Raw genomic sequence first — 16,324 nt, 5'->3', positions numbered from 1 at the left:
ACAACAATAACAACCAATTTACACGGGTTTTTTACTCGGATTGACAGTAAAAAGTGATTTACAACGATTTTATTGTTAATCGAGGCATGTTGGCGAGAGAGCAAAGGAGCATACATCGGTATGCGACTGCGCGCGACCCGACATAACGAAGAGTAACAATAAAAGCTGCAGTAAATCTGGGGTCGTAGCTCAGCTGGGAGAGCACCTGCCTTGCACGCAGGGGGTCAGGAGTTCGATCCTCCTCGGCTCCACCATCATGCGTTTTCTTCAGGATTAGCCAGATGAAAGGTCTTAAGGCGTAAGGCTTGAGTGTTTTCATCTGGATAAACCAGACGTTCATTAACAATCAGGTAAAGAATAGAGGTAACACAAGCGAATAGTGATTTTCATGTTACTGTGTGACTTGAGGAGACTCAGGTTATATGGTCAAGAAGAGAAGCGCAAACGGTGGATGCCTTGGCAGTAAGAGGCGAAGAAGGACGTGGAATCCTGCGAAAAGCTCTGGGGAGTTGGAAACGTGCGTTGATCCAGAGATGTCCGAATGGGGGAACCCGGCTGCAGTGATGCAGTCATCTTTAACTGAATACATAGGTTAAAGAAGCGAACTCGGGGAACTGAAACATCTAAGTACCCGAAGGAAAAGAAATCAATTGAGATTCTCTTAGTAGCGGCGAGCGAACGGGGAAGAGCCTGGTGTGATTTATTAATCAATGGAGTAGAACAGATTGGGAAATCTGACCGTAGGGGGTGATAGTCCCGTATACGAAGATTGATTAAGGAACTAAGCACGCGAAGAAGTAGGCCGGGACACGTGAAATCCTGGTTGAATATGGGTGGACCATCATCCAAGGCTAAATACTCCTTACTGACCGATAGTGAACCAGTACCGTGAGGGAAAGGCGAAAAGAACCGCGGAGAGCGGAGTGAAATAGACCCTGAAACCGTTTGCGTACAAGCAGTGGGAGCATGGCTTAGGCTGTGTGACTGCGTACCTTTTGTATAATGGGTCAGCGAGTTACTTTCAGTGGCGAGGTTAACTGAATAAGGAAGCCGTAGAGAAATCGAGTCTGAATAGGGCGAGAGTCGCTGGGAGTAGACCCGAAACCGGGCGATCTAGCCATGTGCAGGATGAAGGTTGGGTAACACCAACTGGAGGTCCGAACCGGGTAATGTTGAAAAATTATCGGATGACGTGTGGCTAGGAGTGAAAGGCTAATCAAGCCCGGAGATAGCTGGTTCTCCCCGAAAGCTATTTAGGTAGCGCCTCGTGAATGATTACTGGGGGTAGAGCACTGTTTCGGCTAGGGGGCTGTCATGGCTTACCAAACCGATGCAAACTCCGAATACCGGCTAATTGAATCACGGGAGACACACGGCGGGTGCTAACGTCCGTCGTGAAGAGGGAAACAACCCAGACCGCCAGCTAAGGTCCCCAAGTTATGATTAAGTGGGAAACGATGTGGGAAGGCATAGACAGCCAGGAGGTTGGCTTAGAAGCAGCCACCCTTTAAAGAAAGCGTAATAGCTCACTGGTCGAGTCGGCCTGCGCGGAAGATGTAACGGGGCTAAAATCATACACCGAAGCTGCGGATGTGCACTATGTGCACGTGGTAGGGGAGCGTTCTGTAAGCTGATGAAGGTGCACTGAGAAGTGTGCTGGAGGTATCAGAAGTGCGAATGCTGACATGAGTAACGATAATGAGGGTGAAAAACCCTCACGCCGGAAGTCCCAGGTTTCCTGCACGACGTTAATCGGAGCAGGGTGAGTCGGCCCCTAAGGCGAGGCTGAAAGGCGTAGTCGATGGGAACCAGGTTAATATTCCTGGACTTTCTATAAGTGGTGATGTGGGGACGAAGAAGGCTAGATGAGCCGGGCGTTGGTTGTCCCGGTACTTGCACGTAGGTGGAGAGACTTGGCAAATCCGGTCTCTTGTTAACACGGAGGTGCGAAGTGGTTCTGACCCTTCGGGGTGCAGAGAAGTCATTGATGCCAGGCTTCCAGGAAAAGCTGCTAGCCATAACTTATAGAGAACCGTACCGCAAACCGACACAGGTGGACAGGTAGAGAATACTAAGGCGCTTGAGAGAACTCGGGTGAAGGAACTAGGCAAAATGGTACCGTAACTTCGGGAGAAGGTACGCCCTTGATGGTTAGTTGCCTGCGCAACAAAGCTGTTGAGGGCCGCAGAGACCAGGTGGCTGCGACTGTTTATTAAAAACACAGCACTCTGCAAATTCGTAAGAAGACGTATAGGGTGTGACGCCTGCCCGGTGCCGGAAGGTTAATTGATGGGGTTATCTTCGGAGAAGCTCTTGATCGAAGCCCCGGTAAACGGCGGCCGTAACTATAACGGTCCTAAGGTAGCGAAATTCCTTGTCGGGTAAGTTCCGACCTGCACGAATGGCGTAACGATGGCCACACTGTCTCCACCCGAGACTCAGTGAAATTGAAATCGCTGTGAAGATGCAGTGTACCCGCGGCTAGACGGAAAGACCCCGTGAACCTTTACTACAGTTTTGCACTGGACTTTGATGATAACTGTGTAGGATAGGTGGGAGGCTAAGAAGTGCGGACGCCAGTTCGCATGGAGCCGACCTTGAAATACCACCCTGTTATTATTGAGGTTCTAACTTGGTCCAGTAATCCTGGATGAGGACAGTGTATGATGGGTAGTTTGACTGGGGCGGTCTCCTCCCAAAGAGTAACGGAGGAGCACAAAGGTACCCTCGGTACGGTCGGACATCGTACCAAGAGTGTAAAGGCAAAAGGGTGCTTGACTGCGAGAGTGACGGCTCGAGCAGGTACGAAAGTAGGTCTTAGTGATCCGGTGGTTCTGTATGGAAGGGCCATCGCTCAACGGATAAAAGGTACTCCGGGGATAACAGGCTGATACCGCCCAAGAGTTCATATCGACGGCGGTGTTTGGCACCTCGATGTCGGCTCATCACATCCTGGGGCTGAAGCAGGTCCCAAGGGTATGGCTGTTCGCCATTTAAAGTGGTACGCGAGCTGGGTTTAGAACGTCGTGAGACAGTTCGGTCCCTATCTGCCGTGGGCGTAGGAAAATTGAGAGGAGCTGCTCCTAGTACGAGAGGACCGGAGTGGACGAACCTCTGGTGTACCGGTTGTCACGCCAGTGGCATTGCCGGGTAGCTAAGTTCGGACGGGATAACCGCTGAAAGCATCTAAGCGGGAAGCCTCCCTCAAGATGAGTTTTCCCATGAAGCCCGTTGAAGACTACGACGTTGATAGGCGAGGTGTGGAAGCGCAGTAATGCGTGAAGCTAACTCGTACTAATTGGCTGATTGTCTTGACCATATAACCTGATACGCTTCAGGTTATAGCAATAACATGAATGTGACTCTATTCTTTACCGGCCTCATGGCCAGACGGTTAACACCGTTGCCACCATGACGCTTAAACCGTTTTCCTGGCGACCATAGCAGTCTGGAACCACCTGAATCCATCTCGAACTCAGAAGTGAAACAGACTCGCGCCGATGATAGTGTGAGGTTTCCTCATGTGAAAGTAGGTCATCGCCAGGGCTTTATTCTAAAGCGGCTCAGTAGAACACTGGGCCGTTTTTTTTTGCTTAAATTTTTGCTGGAATGGGGGAAACACTGGGCTTTACCTCACCCCAGCCTGTCCTGCCCGCGCAGGCGGGGCAACCATTCCATCCAGTGAATCCAATGCTCCACCGTCGTCGGAATGACAACAGAATAAAAGCACCACACCAACTCGACTATTTACCTCACCCCATCCTGTCTTGCCCGCGCAGGCGGGCAACCATCCATCCTGTGAATCCAATGCTTGCCGTCTTAGGATATAGCCCGTTTACGGCTAATGCCATCATGATGGTCGCGTTGTTAATGAAGTACAATCCGGTTCCCACCGGCGTGTCTGCCTTCTTCCAGTGCGCCATGAGCCTCAGTCATAATACTTGAAGTCTCCTGATGTACGTGGGGATCATAAAACACGATGCCAATGGTTATTGTCGCTTTCATTTCGCCTGCCTGCGTCGTCATGGGCTCGTGTTCAATATTCTGGCGAAGCCGCTCTGCGGATTTTAATATTTCTCTTTTATCATTAAGGGGCAAAATAACCATAAATTCCTTTCCACCTAAATACCCGATCGAGGCTTCATTGTGGCAATGAACCACCAGGTTTCGGGCAATGGCATGCAACAGTTCGTTACCCACCTCTTCGCCGTATTCCTCCGTGAACGAGTTAAAACTGTCAATGGAGACATTGAATAAGCCAAATGTTTCTTTTTCTTCCTTACTGAGCTTCATCTGTTGTTGCAATAATTGCGTGATTCCGTTTGCGTTCCAGGTTTTGGTAACACCATCAAGTAAGGTTATACGATCGGTGCATTCGAGTTCAAAGTTGCGTGCTTTGTAAGCCTCAAGGGAGTGAAAATTGCTGATCTCTGAATCCACCAGTGCGGCAAGATCATGCAATATCGATTTTTCAGTCGGTGAAATGTGGCGTGGCTTGTTATCAATGATGCAAAGCGCGCCAATGGGTTGATGATCATTGCTGGCATGAATGGGGTAGCCTGCATAAAAGCGAATAGATCCTTTTTCACCAGTAACCAGGGGGTTGTTTTTAAACCGAGCATCGGATTGCGCATCGGAGACAATCAGTGCTTCTTCTTTTAAAATGGTGTGGCCACAAAACGAAATTTCGCGGGGTGTTTCAGATAAATTAGAGCCAATAATGGATTTAAACCACTGTTTATCCTTATCAATTAGGCTAATCGCGACAATCGGAACATCAAATATTTTTTTAGTCAGGCTGGTTATTTGTTCAAATCCCTGCTCCATTGGGGTATTGATTAGTCCTGTGGCATGCAAGGCTTTTAATCGCTCGGCTTCATTGGGGTGAACTTTCGGTTTAATCATAACTATCTCCCATACATATTAAGTCTAGGTAACAGGAAGTTATAAAGCAAAATAATCATTATTTAATATTTCTATTTTTAAAAAAAATTTAAATTAATGTTTAATTTTAGATATTTTCTTGACACTTTTTGGTTATATTCCTATTCTAAATTTTGTAGGTTCAATTCAAAAAAAATGGAGAAAATTATGAAAGGAATTACTCACTACTTAATGGCTGGAAGTTTGATTTTGGCATCGACACTGGGTTTCGCCAATACCAATAGCAAAACCAGCATGGATTCAAATTGGGTATGCAGCACCAATGCAAGCAGCAGTAATGTTGAAACGGATAAATCGGCTGATAACGAAATGTCCAACACTGCAAAATCAGCTGCTGATGCGTTCTCTTTTGCCGCTAAAAACTGCCGTGATTGCACTGAAATTAATTGCGAAGTTAAATCTTAAAAAACCGTGCTATGCTTTTTAAAAAAAGCATAGCACTTCCTTTTATTTCTTAATAAAATCTTTAAAAATGGCGTCAACAATCTCTAATAAAAAATCAATTTTAAAAGGCTTCTTTATAAAAGCATGTGCCCCCTTCTTCAGGGCCCGAGACGCGGTATCTTCATCGGCGTGACCACTCATAATGATGACGGGGAGGTGGCATGGGTATTTTTTCAATTCCTCAATCAATTGGATGCCGCTCATGTTCGGCATGAGTAAATCAGTGATCAGACATCCCCGCCACTCTGTCGAGAAGTCATTTAAAAAAGCCAATGGGCTATCATAGACTATGCTTTCAATTTCATAAAATGATTCGAACAAAAATTGCAAGCTTCTGGATACCGCTTCGTTATCATCAATAATGTAGATGGCAGGTGAACGCATAGTTAATCCTTATTGAAAAAGCAAAGGATGTTTAATCCTGTGATTGGCAATAGGGCAGTTTGTTGGAAAATCAAGGACAAGATATAGCAAATCAAGGTATCCTGAATTCTTCATTCATTTGAAATCGAACATACATATTTATGAGTTGAGCTAAATTTTTTGCTTTCATTTTTTTCATAATACTGGCGCGATGGGCTTCTACGGTTGAGCGCGAAATAGAAAGTTCATAACCTATTTCTTTATTCAACTTGCCCTCGATAATTAATTCAATCACCTGGATTTCACGTTCGGTTAAGGTTTGAATCCGAGCGCTGATTTCTTTTACCCAGGTGCTTTGTATTGTGGATTGATTCAGACACTGTTGAACAATTTCCAGAAGATTCTGATCATTGACCGGTTTTAAGATAAAATCAATCGCTCCGGCTTTCATGGCTCTGATGGCCATGGGCACATCGCCATAGCCTGTGATAATAATAACAGGCAGTAAATTGTTCTGTTCTTTCAATTTCTCAATCAATTCCAAACCGCTCATGCCGGGCATTCGGACATCACTAATCAGGCAGCCACGCATATTGGCATGGTATTGTTCAAGAAACGCATAGGCATTTGTGTAAGCTTTCACCTGGATGCCTACGGATTCAAAAAGCCATTGCAAAGCTTCACTGACTTCAGGCTCATCATCGATGATAAAGACGGTTTGAGTCGTGTCCAACATAGCCATATTAATCAATCGACCGTGAGTTTTTTACCAGCAAACGTTCGCTCATGGTACTTACACGTTCAGTTTGCATTTTAATTTTATTAAAAATAACCAGGAGTTGCTCATGGGTAAGCGTATTGAATTTAATGCGTTCTTGGCACCCATCAATGTAGGTATTGATTATCATTAGTGATTGGGCCAACTCATGCCTAAACTTGTTGATTGTTTTATCAAATTTACAATGGTTAATTTTTAAATGGTCATCTCTACTCACACAACACCCTACATCTTTTGTAAAATGTATTACTGCCATTTTAGCAAATATTAATCGTTTCTACTTTAATTTGGCAGTAGTATTTTCCTTATCAGCCTATGCTTACCCTTAATGCGAATCAAGGACAACCTTAATAGGAATTATTTCCAAATCCAGTCACAATGTTAAAGGTTGGCGACTTGTGCGATGGCAATCAGTTCCTGCTGTGGAAAGCGGAACCTATCGTTACAATTTGCACTCATACTCAATTGTTTTATTAAGGAGAAGATTTATGAGTATCCCAGGCAATCAAAGGACTAACACGGAATTAGTAGAATTGAACGTATGCCCCGAAACACTCGCATCCATTGAAGAGTACTGTCAATGGGCGAATATCACGCTTGCTGAGTTTATTGAAGAAGCCAGTGAATGCGTTTTTGACAACGACACAGAGTGGAAAAAACACTATAAACGCACGTCATTGACGAAAGCCGACGCCGTCAATTCCCAGACTGTGTAATCCTTTTTCAAGCTATTTCATTTGTAACCAGGAAAAAATATCAATAGAAACAAGTGTTAACGAACGATCCTGTCAGGTGCTGCAGTTGGTGCAGCACCCACGTTGAAATTTTCGTCGCCTGTACATGAAAACTTTCCCTGGAAGGGTGGTTTTGATCCGAACTTCTTCATAATATTGACAAAATCCTGATTATTACCTTAAATAAAAATACTCCATGCTGGAATTCATCAATAATGCAAAGCCTGTAGAGTTTGTATAATGTGAGGGCGATATGGCCATTTTGAAGGGTAATTTAGCGGGAAAAAAAGAGAAAGTAAAAATTGAGCTCAAGTTAGATACATTGAGAGCAATAGAGTGTTATTGCGAGTGGGCCAAAATTGATGACATCGGTTATTTTGTTGAAGAAGCGGCGCAATTTGTTTTTTCCAAAGACAGGGAATGGAAACAGCATTTAAAGCAACTTAAAAAAACCGGATCGCCCTCACAAAATTAAGATTAAGCCTGCATCAGCAGGCTTAATCTTATTGTTTTTATTATTTTTTCAATGAAATCTACAACGGTGTTCCTCTCGTTAAGAGTACAACAATAAACACGACTAATAAAAGGCCAACAATACCTGTCGGGCGATAGCCCCAACCGGCGCTGTAAGGCCACATAGGCAATACAGCGGCCAGCAATAATATTAAAATTATTAATCCTAAAATACTCATAATGTCGCTTCCTTTCTTTATTAAATTAAGCATTATTGCTCTATTAAAATCTACTATTTATTATAGTCTATTTAAGATAAAATCAAGAAAAAATAGCCGGTGAATCACAAGATAAATGATTCACCAATGGCTTTTTATGAGTTGGTTTTTAGGGTTGATTTGACGGATTTAACGCCAGGAACGCTGGAGGCAATTTGGATTATTCTTCTTCTTTCCTGCACTGTATTTACGCTCCCTGACAAATAAACAACGCCATTTTTTGTCATGACATTTATGGGGGTGTTGCCACCATTGCTACTACCCAAAAGGCTGCGATTTCCAATCCTGTTTCTTACTTGATTGGTAATCATTTGATCCGACATGTTAACCTGTCCACGCGTTATAGATGTCGATGAATTTACAGACTGATTGGGTTCATAGTAAGTCGGTTTTTGATAATAACAGCCCGCTAGTATTATGCCAAAGACAGTGTAAAATACCCCTTTTGTAATTGGTTTTAGCATGCGGCTCTCCTTACCGATTGATTGAGGTGCTGGACGTACCATAATAATCGTTAATGCCTTTTGCCCAATGCTCATCGGACATGTTTGGCCAATTGTCGCGCTCAAAGCCAGGAGAGTTTTTTAATTTTTCCTTGTCGACCGGAATAACAAAGCACTCTCTATCGGGGTCATAGTTGAAAATTTTCCAGGGCATGGCAAACAATTTGTTACCTATGTTTAAAAAACCACCGAACGACAGCACCACATACTCCACGTTACCATGGTATTTATTGAGCATCAATGCTTCAATTTCACCTAAATTTTCACCCTCTCTGTTCTCAACATTCACCCCAATTACATCATCTGACGATACGATATCTCCATCCATATTTCTCTCCTTTTTTTAAAAAAATTAATCATTTAAATCTATGGCAAAAAAACAAATAAAGCAAATTAAAATTTTATATTTTATTTTTAATACAATTATCGTTATTTTCTATAAACAAATGTGTATACATTTTTAAAAAATATATTACACTGAATTTTAGGTTAAATGCAGAATAAAAGGATTTATATGCAGTCTAGAGTATTTAATTCTATTTCAATAGATTACATGAATGGTATTTTCACTAAATCCTCAATTAATACCAAGAAGCTTCATGATGAAATTAATTACTACCTGAGTCTGCCAGAAAGCATATCGTCTCTTTTCCCCTCATTACTCGACTACAACAAAGATTATTCCTGTTACAGACTGGAGTACATTCCCTACCTCAATTTGTCAGAATTTTTTCTAAATAACATTGTTTTGCCAGAAGAGGGCAATAAAATCATTGAGCGACTGCTCTTTATTTTGGATAAGTTTCATGCGATAGAACCACCATACCCCGCCAACCAGGACACGGTTTATCATTTTTATGTTGAAAAAACGCTGGAGCGAATCAAGCAATTAGAAAAAGACGATTTTTTTGGCAAACTATTTAAAGAGCCTATTTTAACCATTAATGGCCGGCAATACCGAAATTTTCCACTGCTGAAGAATGAATTCATTGATAAACTGGGTAAATTATCGGCGAACCACTCGAAAATAACCGCAATCCATGGTGATTTCTGCTTCAGCAATATCCTGTATTCGTCCCACAATCATTTAATCAAATTAATTGATCCCAGAGGTTCGTTTGGGGAGTCCGGCATTTATGGTCATTCTTATTATGATTTTGCCAAACTCCTGCATTGCCTGCATGGGCGCTACGATTATCTCGCCAATGACAAGTTTATTTTAAACGAGATCAACAACACCATTTTTTATATTGATGTGCCTCTCTACGACTGCTTTAACGACATGTACGAGTTCTATATCAACCTGCTCATCGAAAGAAATGTGCTGATTGAATTTGTCTATCTAATCGAAGCGTCACTTTTTTTAAGCATGGTGAGTCTCCATTACGAAAACCCATACCGCCAAAAGGTTTTGTATTTAGCTGGTCTTATTATTTTAAACAATGTAATTGAGGGAAATTATGCGCATATGTATTGATATCGATGGCACGATCTGCACATTACGGCAGGCTCATGAAACGTATCAGGACGTTAAGCCCTTAGAGGGCGCGGCTGAACGAATTATGGCATTGAAAGAGAGAGGGTTTTACATCATTTTGTGCACGGCGCGTCATATGAAAACCTGTGAATCCAATGTGGGTCGCGTTGTAGCCAAAGAGGGCTTAACGCTTTTGGAGTGGTTGAGGAACCATGGTTTTGTTTATGACGAAATATGGTTTGGTAAACCCTATGCCCATGTGTACATTGACGACCGGGCATTGCAATTCAATGGTTCCTGGCAACACATTGAGGACGATCTGATTAACAGTTATCTCTAACTTAAGCACAAGGAACAACACAGTGAATATCGTAATCCCCATGGCGGGCTTAGGCTCGCGTTTCAGTCATTGCGGCTTTACCCTGCCCAAACCCCTCATCAAGGTTGCGCAAAAACCGATGTATCGTCACGCAGTCGATTGCCTGCCGCTGCATCTGGCGAGCAAACTTATTTTCATTCTTCGTGACAATGAATTTGTCAAACAATTAAGCAATGACATCGAGGCCCATTATGGGTTTCTGCTGAATTGCTCGATTGTCGTGCTGGAACATGATACAGCCGGGCAGGCGGAAACTTTTTTAGCCAGCGAAAGGCATCTGGATATCAATGAGCCGACATTGATTCACAACTGCGACACGTATTTTAAAGAGAATTTTACCTGGACTTCGCTCCTGGCTAAGGACGTGGATGGCGCCATTGTCCTGTTTAAATCACAGGAGTGCCGCTGGAGTTATGTCAGTCTGGATGAGACCCATATGAAAGTCATTGAAATTGAAGAAAAAAAGGTCATATCCACGAATGCATCCACCGGGACTTATTTTTTTAAAGACACGGCAGGGCTTCTTGCCACCATTCGGCAATTAATAGCCCATGATGTCAGGGAGAACAACGAATATTACCTCTCGACCGTTTACAAGGACATGTTAAAACGCGGGCAGCACATCATCCCGCTTTGGACAAAAACCATGATGTGTTTTGGGACGCCGCAGGACTTGGTGGATTCGCTGAACAACATGCTTTTAAACAGCCGGGTTTTATCATGATCAGCGATAAAGACATTTCCATTGTTGTACAAGGGCCTATCATTTATCGTTCTGCGTTTGATATCACGGAACATACCACACGGCTTGTGTGTCAGCGCCTTAAGAAACTGTTTCCGCACAGTGAATTAATTTTATCAACCTGGATGGGCGAAAACGTGGAAGGGATTCCCCATGATCGTCTTATTTTAAACGACGATCCAGGCGCCACCTGGTTTAATTACGGCAATCATGAATTGCTCAATAACTGCAATCGTTTAATCGTTTCCACCTTTGCTGGAGTTAAGGCAGCAACACGTCCCTACGTGCTTAAGGTCCGTTCGGATTTATTGCTCATTTCACCTAAATTCCTGAAATATTTTTATCAATACCCCTTATTTGATAAACGCTATAAATTTGTCAAAAATCGCATCCTTGCCTTTAGTATTTACAGCATCAAGGGGCATAAGACCTGCCTGTTTACTATGCAGAGGCCATTTCACATCAGTGATTGGGCCTATTTTGGTTATAAAGAAGACTTACTTGATCTTTATGACATCCCGTTAACGGAAGAGCCTCACTTTTCACAATGGTTTTTGACCCGATGCAAACCTTTTTTTGACATGGAACCTCATCGACTATGGAAAATGCCGCCTGAGCAATACGTGACGCATTCGTTTCTAAAAAAACACATGGCAATCCACCTGGAGCATACCGTTGACACATCCCATAACAACATGGCTGTTTCCGCACGGGTGCTCGTCAATAATTTTCTGGTGCTTGATCAAACGCAATTTTCGATGGTGTCGTTAAAATACCTTAATTTCCAATTGTTGTTTGAGCCGGTATTGTCGCGTACTGCGATTTTCTTCAGTACCTGGTTACACGATTATTGCCGGTATACCGCCACGGTTCCCTTGAGAGGAAAAATAAAGTACTTCCTTCAGATTGGGGTAAGAAAACTGTTTTACCGATTGGCTAATTTTATTTTAAGAGCCATTGATTCAAAAAAAAACAATATCGGTTTATTGGTGGCATTTGTCATTAAAAAACGACAGAAAAATCATTATAATTTGGTAGATAAAACAATGGATAATTCGTTGTGAATTTAAAAAAAATATGATTATTTTGACTTGTTTTTATATAAAAACAGTGATATTTTAGTCTGTTATTTTTACGATTTTGCTATAATTTATTCAGTGCATTTAACGCAGGATTCATTATGGCAAGGAGGCCTTATGAAAGCGCTATGCTGGCATGGGAAAAAGGATGTTCGGGTTGATACTGTTCCTGAACCTAAAATAATTAATGAGCATGACGCCATTATTCGTGTCACTTCAACGGCAATCTGCGGATCGGATTTGCATCTATTTAATGGAATGATGCCGACGATGGAATCCGGGGATATACTCGGTCATGAATTCATGGGGGAAGTGGTGGAACTTGGCAGTCAAAACAGAAAATTGAAAGTAGGGGATAAAGTGGTTGTCCCCTTCACTATCTCCTGCGGCAAATGTTTTTTTTGCAAGCGTCAATTGTTCTCGCTTTGCGACTGTTCCAATCCCAATGCAGAGATGGCAAAACAACAAATGGGGCAATCGCCGGCGGGAATCTTTGGTTATTCTCACTTACTGGGCGGTTTTTCCGGTGGTCAGGCTCAGTACGTGAGAGTGCCGTTTTCCAATGTCGGACCCCTTAAAATTACGGACGATATTCCTGACGAAAAGGTATTGTTTTTAAGCGATATTTTGCCGACTGGCTATATGGCGGCAGAAAATTGCGATATTCAACCTGGCGATACCATTGCTGTGTGGGGCTGTGGACCGGTAGGACAGTTTGCCATTCAAAGCGCCTGGATGCTTGGGGCTGGCCGGGTCATTGCCATCGACTGCGTTCCCGCACGTTTGAATCTGGCAGCCGATTACGGCAGAGCCGAAGTGATTAATTTTGAAGAAGAAGACGTTTATGACGCCTTGATGGTCATGACTCGCGGCCGTGGGCCGGATGCATGCATTGACGCGGTGGGTTGTGAGGCCCATGTCGGACCTACATTTGATTCCATTCTTGATCGAGTAAAACAGGCCACGGCACTGGCGACTGATAGAGCGCATGTCTTGCGTGAAGCCATTGAATGCTGCCGCAAGGGCGGACGGGTTTCAGTTCCAGGGGTGTATATTGGGGCGCTTGATAACATTCCTTTGGGCGCGGGGATGAATAAAGGACTGACGTTTAAAATGGGACAAACCCATGTGCAGCGTTACTTAAAACCGCTTCTTAAAGCGATTGTCAATGACAGAATCGACCCGTCCCGCATAATTTCCCATCGCATCAGGCTATCGCAGGCGCCGGATGCCTATCAGCTGTTTAATGAGAAAGAGAGCGGCTGCATCAAGGTCGTCATGACCCCTTGATAAGGAGGTTTTATGGATATTTATGACTACATTAAAATGGACCATCAGAAGGTGAATCAGTTGTTCAAGCAATTTTCCAAAGTGGCATCGGATCAAAGGAAAACCGAAATTGCCGCCATGATTGCCAGGGAATTATTGGTTCATGCCAAATCGGAACAGGAAACTTTCTATAAAGCACTGGAAAGGCACGCTGCGGCGAAAGAAGACATCCAGCATGCGCGTAAGGAGCATAAAGACATCGAGGATAAAATACATGCCATCATGACTCCTGCCAAAGTGACGGCGAAATGGCAAGATGCAGTCAAGGCCCTGCAGGATTTGGTCGAACATCATGTCAAAGAAGAGGAAAATACCCTGTTTGATGAAGGCAAAGACCGGTTGACCGAGGGAGAGGCTTGCGCCTTGAAAGAAAAAATGCATTACCTGAAGCAGAAACTGTTAATCAGGGAGTTTGGGGTTTAATCCGAAGCCAGTCCGATGTAGCGCGCTTTCTTACTGTACGTCAGAACTGGGATCATTTGCATTTTTTAGGAAAAAATGGCGGTGGATGGTTTTTCCTTTGTCATTCCTATCGACAAACTAAATAGCGTTTTTATTACTGAACATCTGCGCCACAAAGCCGCTGCCCTAATGGGCAATTCATCCGTTACAGAAAACTCGTCTCCTCGAAAAAATCACGAACTATTTTTGTGAAAAAAATATATTTTTAACTAAAAAAAATCCAATAAAAAATATATAAAAAAATAATAATTAAATTTGACAAATTTTTATTGAAACATTATTGTTAAATAAATGGGGCTTAAATTAATATTTATCCCATTATTTTTTATGCCATTGAATTAATTAAAAAATGGAATTGATTATTATAGGAGTTTGTTATGGAAAATAGAATTAATACCGATGAATTTAATCGGGAAAATCCAAGTCAAAGTAACGATGCCGATGACATGAATGATATCAATGATGAATCCGAATCTCCTCGCAAGGAAGAAGTGAAGAATTATCGCTATCCACTCGAGAATGAATCCGAGGACGTGGGTGATGACGAACGATTGAACAATCACTTTGGTAAAAAAAATCCTTCAATATAGGTAGGCCTACTTATTTTTCCGCGTGGGATTTAATAACAACGATAAGCATGATGTTTGGAGAATCAAGATGGATAAAATGCAGGGTGTCGTAAAGTGGTTTAATAAAGGAAAAGGCTTTGGCTTCATTTATTATAATGGGGAAGACTATTTTGTGCACTTCAGCGCCATCCAAAGGGAGGGATTTAAAACCCTGGCTGAAGGAGAAAAGGTGTTATTTAAACCTGTGAACGGCCAGCGCGGCCTGCAGGCTGTCGAAGTGGAATCAATAGTCACCAGTAACCAACCGAATTAAGGAGAGTCAAATGAACAGGGATGTAACCAGAGAAATGCCTGCCAATTTTTTTGCTCATTTTCAAAGACCATTCATTGAATTGACAGAATTGCAAATGCGGACTTTGAAAGATTTTTCTTACTTAAAACCCGAAGAAATTTCACGCATAAGAAGGCCTCAGGAATTGTTTGAAAAGAACATGGAGTGTTTTATCGATAACGCTCATAAGTCATTGGATTTTATGCAGGAAGCGTTTCGCATTGTTGAAAAAAACATGATGTCTTTGTCATCCAATGTTCGTGAGAGCAGTGAGCGTGTGATGAGCCAGGTTGAACAAATGAGCAGCCAACAAGGCAAACAAGCTCAGGATGTTCAGGACGGGCAGAAGAATCAATCCGAACGCAGTGAGCGAGGGGAAAAGCAACAGGATGACAAACAGAGCGGCGGTCAACCAGGCGGTCGTGGTGCCGGCGCAAAAAGCAATAAATAATACTCCACCCTGGTAATTCCAGGCCGTCTGGCCTGGAATTTTTTTAAGCTTATAAGGATTTTACAATGAATAAACTGATTCTTTCTCTGTGTTTACTTTTTTCATTACCCGCCGTCGCTTTAAATGATTCCAGTAATCAGGACACCACATCCAGCGCCTCACACGTGTCCAGGCAGGCTCAAAAAAACCGTGATACTGAAATTGTCTCGTTTTTAATTGTGTTAAATAACAATGAGTTGGCTGCAGCGAAAAAGGCCTTCGAAAAAAATTTAAATCCAAGGGTGCAGTATTATGCCAAGTCCATGCAGAAGGATCATTCCAAAAATTTAGCCGATACCATGCGCATCGTGGAAGAAAATAACCTGCGTCCCGCAGAGACTCCCCTGGGCGCCTCTTTAAAACAGGAGGGTAAGAAAGAACTGGGCTCGCTCAGCGCGTTAAGCAATGATGCTTTTCAAAAGGCCTACATTGACGCCATGGTCAAGGATCATACCAAAGCCCTGCTTATCATTGATAACCACTACTTAAAACAAGTGGCTAATCCGCAGTTAAAAAATCACCTTGAACTGACACGGAAAGTGGTTAACCATCATTTACACATGGCTAAAACCATTCAGCAAGAAATGAACCCAAATAACTAATTCAGCTGTTTGGGTTTCAGATCGAGAGTAATCACATCAGCGGGGCCGCCGCCGGGCGGCACAACCGTGATGGTGGTATTGGTGAATGAACCAATTTCATATTCGTCGGCATCCAGAGAGACTGAACCGCCTTTCTGGTTGCGGGCAGAGGCCACATCTGCAATTTGTGATAAATCACTCGCTGAGATGGTGCGGCCGCGAATGACTTCAATGGTCCGGGTAGCCGGTGTCGCATCGGCAGTTTGTATGGGTGGCAGGGGATTGGCATAACCTGGCCAGCTTAACGCGGCTAAAAGAGCCAGAAACAATGTCCGTATCGTCATGTCGATTCTCTTGCTGAATAAACTAGTTTAACTATAGCTCATGC

General features: G+C 43.1%; 20 protein-coding genes, 1 tRNA gene and 2 rRNA genes. 16 read left to right on the top strand and 7 right to left on the bottom strand.

The annotated features are described in order from the left end of the window. The first annotated feature begins 178 nt into the window (after window positions 1-178). From Lrub_RS12230 to rrf, 3 genes are all read left to right on the top strand, one after another. Window positions 179-254, top strand: a tRNA-Ala gene (locus Lrub_RS12230). Window positions 255-424: 170 nt separating this feature from the next. Further along, window positions 425-3,319 (top strand): 23S ribosomal RNA (locus Lrub_RS12225). 111 nt (window positions 3,320-3,430) lie between these two features. Further along, a 5S ribosomal RNA gene (rrf, locus tag Lrub_RS12220) occupies window positions 3,431-3,546 on the top strand. Between the two features lie 321 nt (window positions 3,547-3,867). Here the strand turns inward: rrf and Lrub_RS12215 are convergent. Continuing rightward, a complete protein-coding gene (locus Lrub_RS12215; protein WP_058532394.1) occupies window positions 3,868-4,905 on the bottom strand; it encodes a sensor domain-containing diguanylate cyclase in 1,038 nt (345 codons plus the stop codon). A 186-nt stretch (window positions 4,906-5,091) separates the two neighbouring features. Between Lrub_RS12215 and Lrub_RS12210 the strand changes: the two genes are divergently transcribed. Further along, window positions 5,092-5,349, top strand: a complete 258-nt coding sequence (locus tag Lrub_RS12210) for a hypothetical protein (protein ID WP_237760817.1) — start codon at window positions 5,092-5,094, stop codon at window positions 5,347-5,349. 42 nt (window positions 5,350-5,391) lie between these two features. Here Lrub_RS12210 and Lrub_RS12205 read toward each other — a convergent pair whose 3' ends face one another. Together Lrub_RS12205 and Lrub_RS12200 are read right to left on the bottom strand one after the other, a co-directional pair. Further along, entirely contained in the window at window positions 5,392-5,772 is a 381-nt protein-coding gene (locus tag Lrub_RS12205) for a response regulator transcription factor (RefSeq protein WP_058532393.1), read from the bottom strand. 91 nt (window positions 5,773-5,863) lie between these two features. Then, window positions 5,864-6,493: a response regulator transcription factor gene (locus tag Lrub_RS12200; protein WP_337589127.1), complete on the bottom strand. Its 630-nt coding sequence runs from the start codon at window positions 6,491-6,493 to the stop codon at window positions 5,864-5,866. 524 nt (window positions 6,494-7,017) lie between these two features. Between Lrub_RS12200 and Lrub_RS12195 the strand changes: the two genes are divergently transcribed. Beyond that, window positions 7,018-7,245: a hypothetical protein gene (locus tag Lrub_RS12195; protein ID WP_058532392.1), complete on the top strand. Its 228-nt coding sequence runs from the start codon at window positions 7,018-7,020 to the stop codon at window positions 7,243-7,245. A 271-nt stretch (window positions 7,246-7,516) separates the two neighbouring features. Beyond that, window positions 7,517-7,738, top strand: a complete 222-nt coding sequence (locus Lrub_RS12190; protein ID WP_058532391.1) for a hypothetical protein — start codon at window positions 7,517-7,519, stop codon at window positions 7,736-7,738. A gap of 58 nt (window positions 7,739-7,796) precedes the next feature. On the opposite strand, the gene Lrub_RS14655 is transcribed toward Lrub_RS12190, so the two are convergent. From Lrub_RS14655 to Lrub_RS12180, 3 genes are all read right to left on the bottom strand, one after another. After that, a complete protein-coding gene (locus Lrub_RS14655; protein WP_082651511.1) occupies window positions 7,797-7,955 on the bottom strand; it encodes a DUF3309 family protein in 159 nt (52 codons plus the stop codon). Between the two features lie 134 nt (window positions 7,956-8,089). Then, entirely contained in the window at window positions 8,090-8,458 is a 369-nt protein-coding gene (locus Lrub_RS12185; protein ID WP_058532390.1) for a BON domain-containing protein, read from the bottom strand. 10 nt (window positions 8,459-8,468) lie between these two features. Beyond that, window positions 8,469-8,825: a PRC-barrel domain-containing protein gene (locus Lrub_RS12180; protein WP_058532389.1), complete on the bottom strand. Its 357-nt coding sequence runs from the start codon at window positions 8,823-8,825 to the stop codon at window positions 8,469-8,471. 225 nt (window positions 8,826-9,050) lie between these two features. Between Lrub_RS12180 and Lrub_RS12175 the strand changes: the two genes are divergently transcribed. The 10 genes from Lrub_RS12175 (at window position 9,051) to Lrub_RS12130 (ending at window position 15,957) form a co-directional block, all read left to right on the top strand. Continuing rightward, window positions 9,051-9,974, top strand: coding sequence for an aminoglycoside phosphotransferase family protein (locus Lrub_RS12175; protein WP_058532388.1), 924 nt, complete (start codon window positions 9,051-9,053; stop codon window positions 9,972-9,974). Beyond that, complete coding sequence (locus Lrub_RS12170; protein WP_058532387.1) at window positions 9,958-10,314, top strand: HAD hydrolase family protein; 357 nt, start codon at window positions 9,958-9,960, stop codon at window positions 10,312-10,314. The genes Lrub_RS12175 and Lrub_RS12170 overlap by 17 nt, the downstream gene beginning before the upstream one ends. A 22-nt stretch (window positions 10,315-10,336) precedes the next feature. After that, window positions 10,337-11,077 carry a sugar phosphate nucleotidyltransferase gene (locus Lrub_RS12165; protein ID WP_133134024.1) on the top strand — a complete coding sequence of 247 codons (741 nt, stop codon included), beginning with the start codon at window positions 10,337-10,339 and terminating at the stop codon, window positions 11,075-11,077. Continuing rightward, complete coding sequence (locus Lrub_RS12160) at window positions 11,074-12,159, top strand: WavE lipopolysaccharide synthesis family protein (protein WP_058532385.1); 1,086 nt, start codon at window positions 11,074-11,076, stop codon at window positions 12,157-12,159. Before Lrub_RS12165 ends, Lrub_RS12160 begins: the two co-directional genes overlap by 4 nt. 132 nt (window positions 12,160-12,291) lie before the next feature. Further along, window positions 12,292-13,464 carry a zinc-dependent alcohol dehydrogenase gene (locus tag Lrub_RS12155; RefSeq protein ID WP_058532797.1) on the top strand — a complete coding sequence of 391 codons (1,173 nt, stop codon included), beginning with the start codon at window positions 12,292-12,294 and terminating at the stop codon, window positions 13,462-13,464. A gap of 12 nt (window positions 13,465-13,476) precedes the next feature. Continuing rightward, the gene (locus Lrub_RS12150) at window positions 13,477-13,926 is read left to right on the top strand and encodes a hemerythrin domain-containing protein (protein WP_058532384.1); all 450 of its coding nucleotides are present in this window, start codon (window positions 13,477-13,479) and stop codon (window positions 13,924-13,926) included. A 416-nt stretch (window positions 13,927-14,342) separates the two neighbouring features. Next, complete coding sequence (locus Lrub_RS12145; protein ID WP_058532383.1) at window positions 14,343-14,555, top strand: hypothetical protein; 213 nt, start codon at window positions 14,343-14,345, stop codon at window positions 14,553-14,555. A gap of 67 nt (window positions 14,556-14,622) precedes the next feature. Beyond that, window positions 14,623-14,847 (top strand): cold-shock protein, encoded by a 225-nt coding sequence (locus Lrub_RS12140; RefSeq protein WP_058532382.1) that lies wholly within the window; start codon window positions 14,623-14,625, stop codon window positions 14,845-14,847. A 10-nt stretch (window positions 14,848-14,857) separates the two neighbouring features. After that, window positions 14,858-15,316 (top strand): hypothetical protein, encoded by a 459-nt coding sequence (locus tag Lrub_RS15000; RefSeq protein ID WP_058532381.1) that lies wholly within the window; start codon window positions 14,858-14,860, stop codon window positions 15,314-15,316. A 65-nt stretch (window positions 15,317-15,381) separates the two neighbouring features. Further along, window positions 15,382-15,957, top strand: coding sequence for a DUF4142 domain-containing protein (locus Lrub_RS12130; protein WP_058532380.1), 576 nt, complete (start codon window positions 15,382-15,384; stop codon window positions 15,955-15,957). On the opposite strand, the gene Lrub_RS12125 is transcribed toward Lrub_RS12130, so the two are convergent. Next, complete coding sequence (locus tag Lrub_RS12125; RefSeq protein WP_058532379.1) at window positions 15,954-16,280, bottom strand: hypothetical protein; 327 nt, start codon at window positions 16,278-16,280, stop codon at window positions 15,954-15,956. The two genes, Lrub_RS12130 and Lrub_RS12125, sit on opposite strands and share 4 nt — an antisense overlap. Window positions 16,281-16,324 lie beyond the last annotated feature (44 nt).

The sequence above is a fragment of the Legionella rubrilucens genome, assembly GCF_001468125.1.
GTDB classification, from domain to species: domain Bacteria; phylum Pseudomonadota; class Gammaproteobacteria; order Legionellales; family Legionellaceae; genus Legionella_C; species Legionella_C rubrilucens.
Note: the sequence above shows the minus strand (reverse complement) of the source record. Positions and strands in the feature narration are given on the sequence as shown.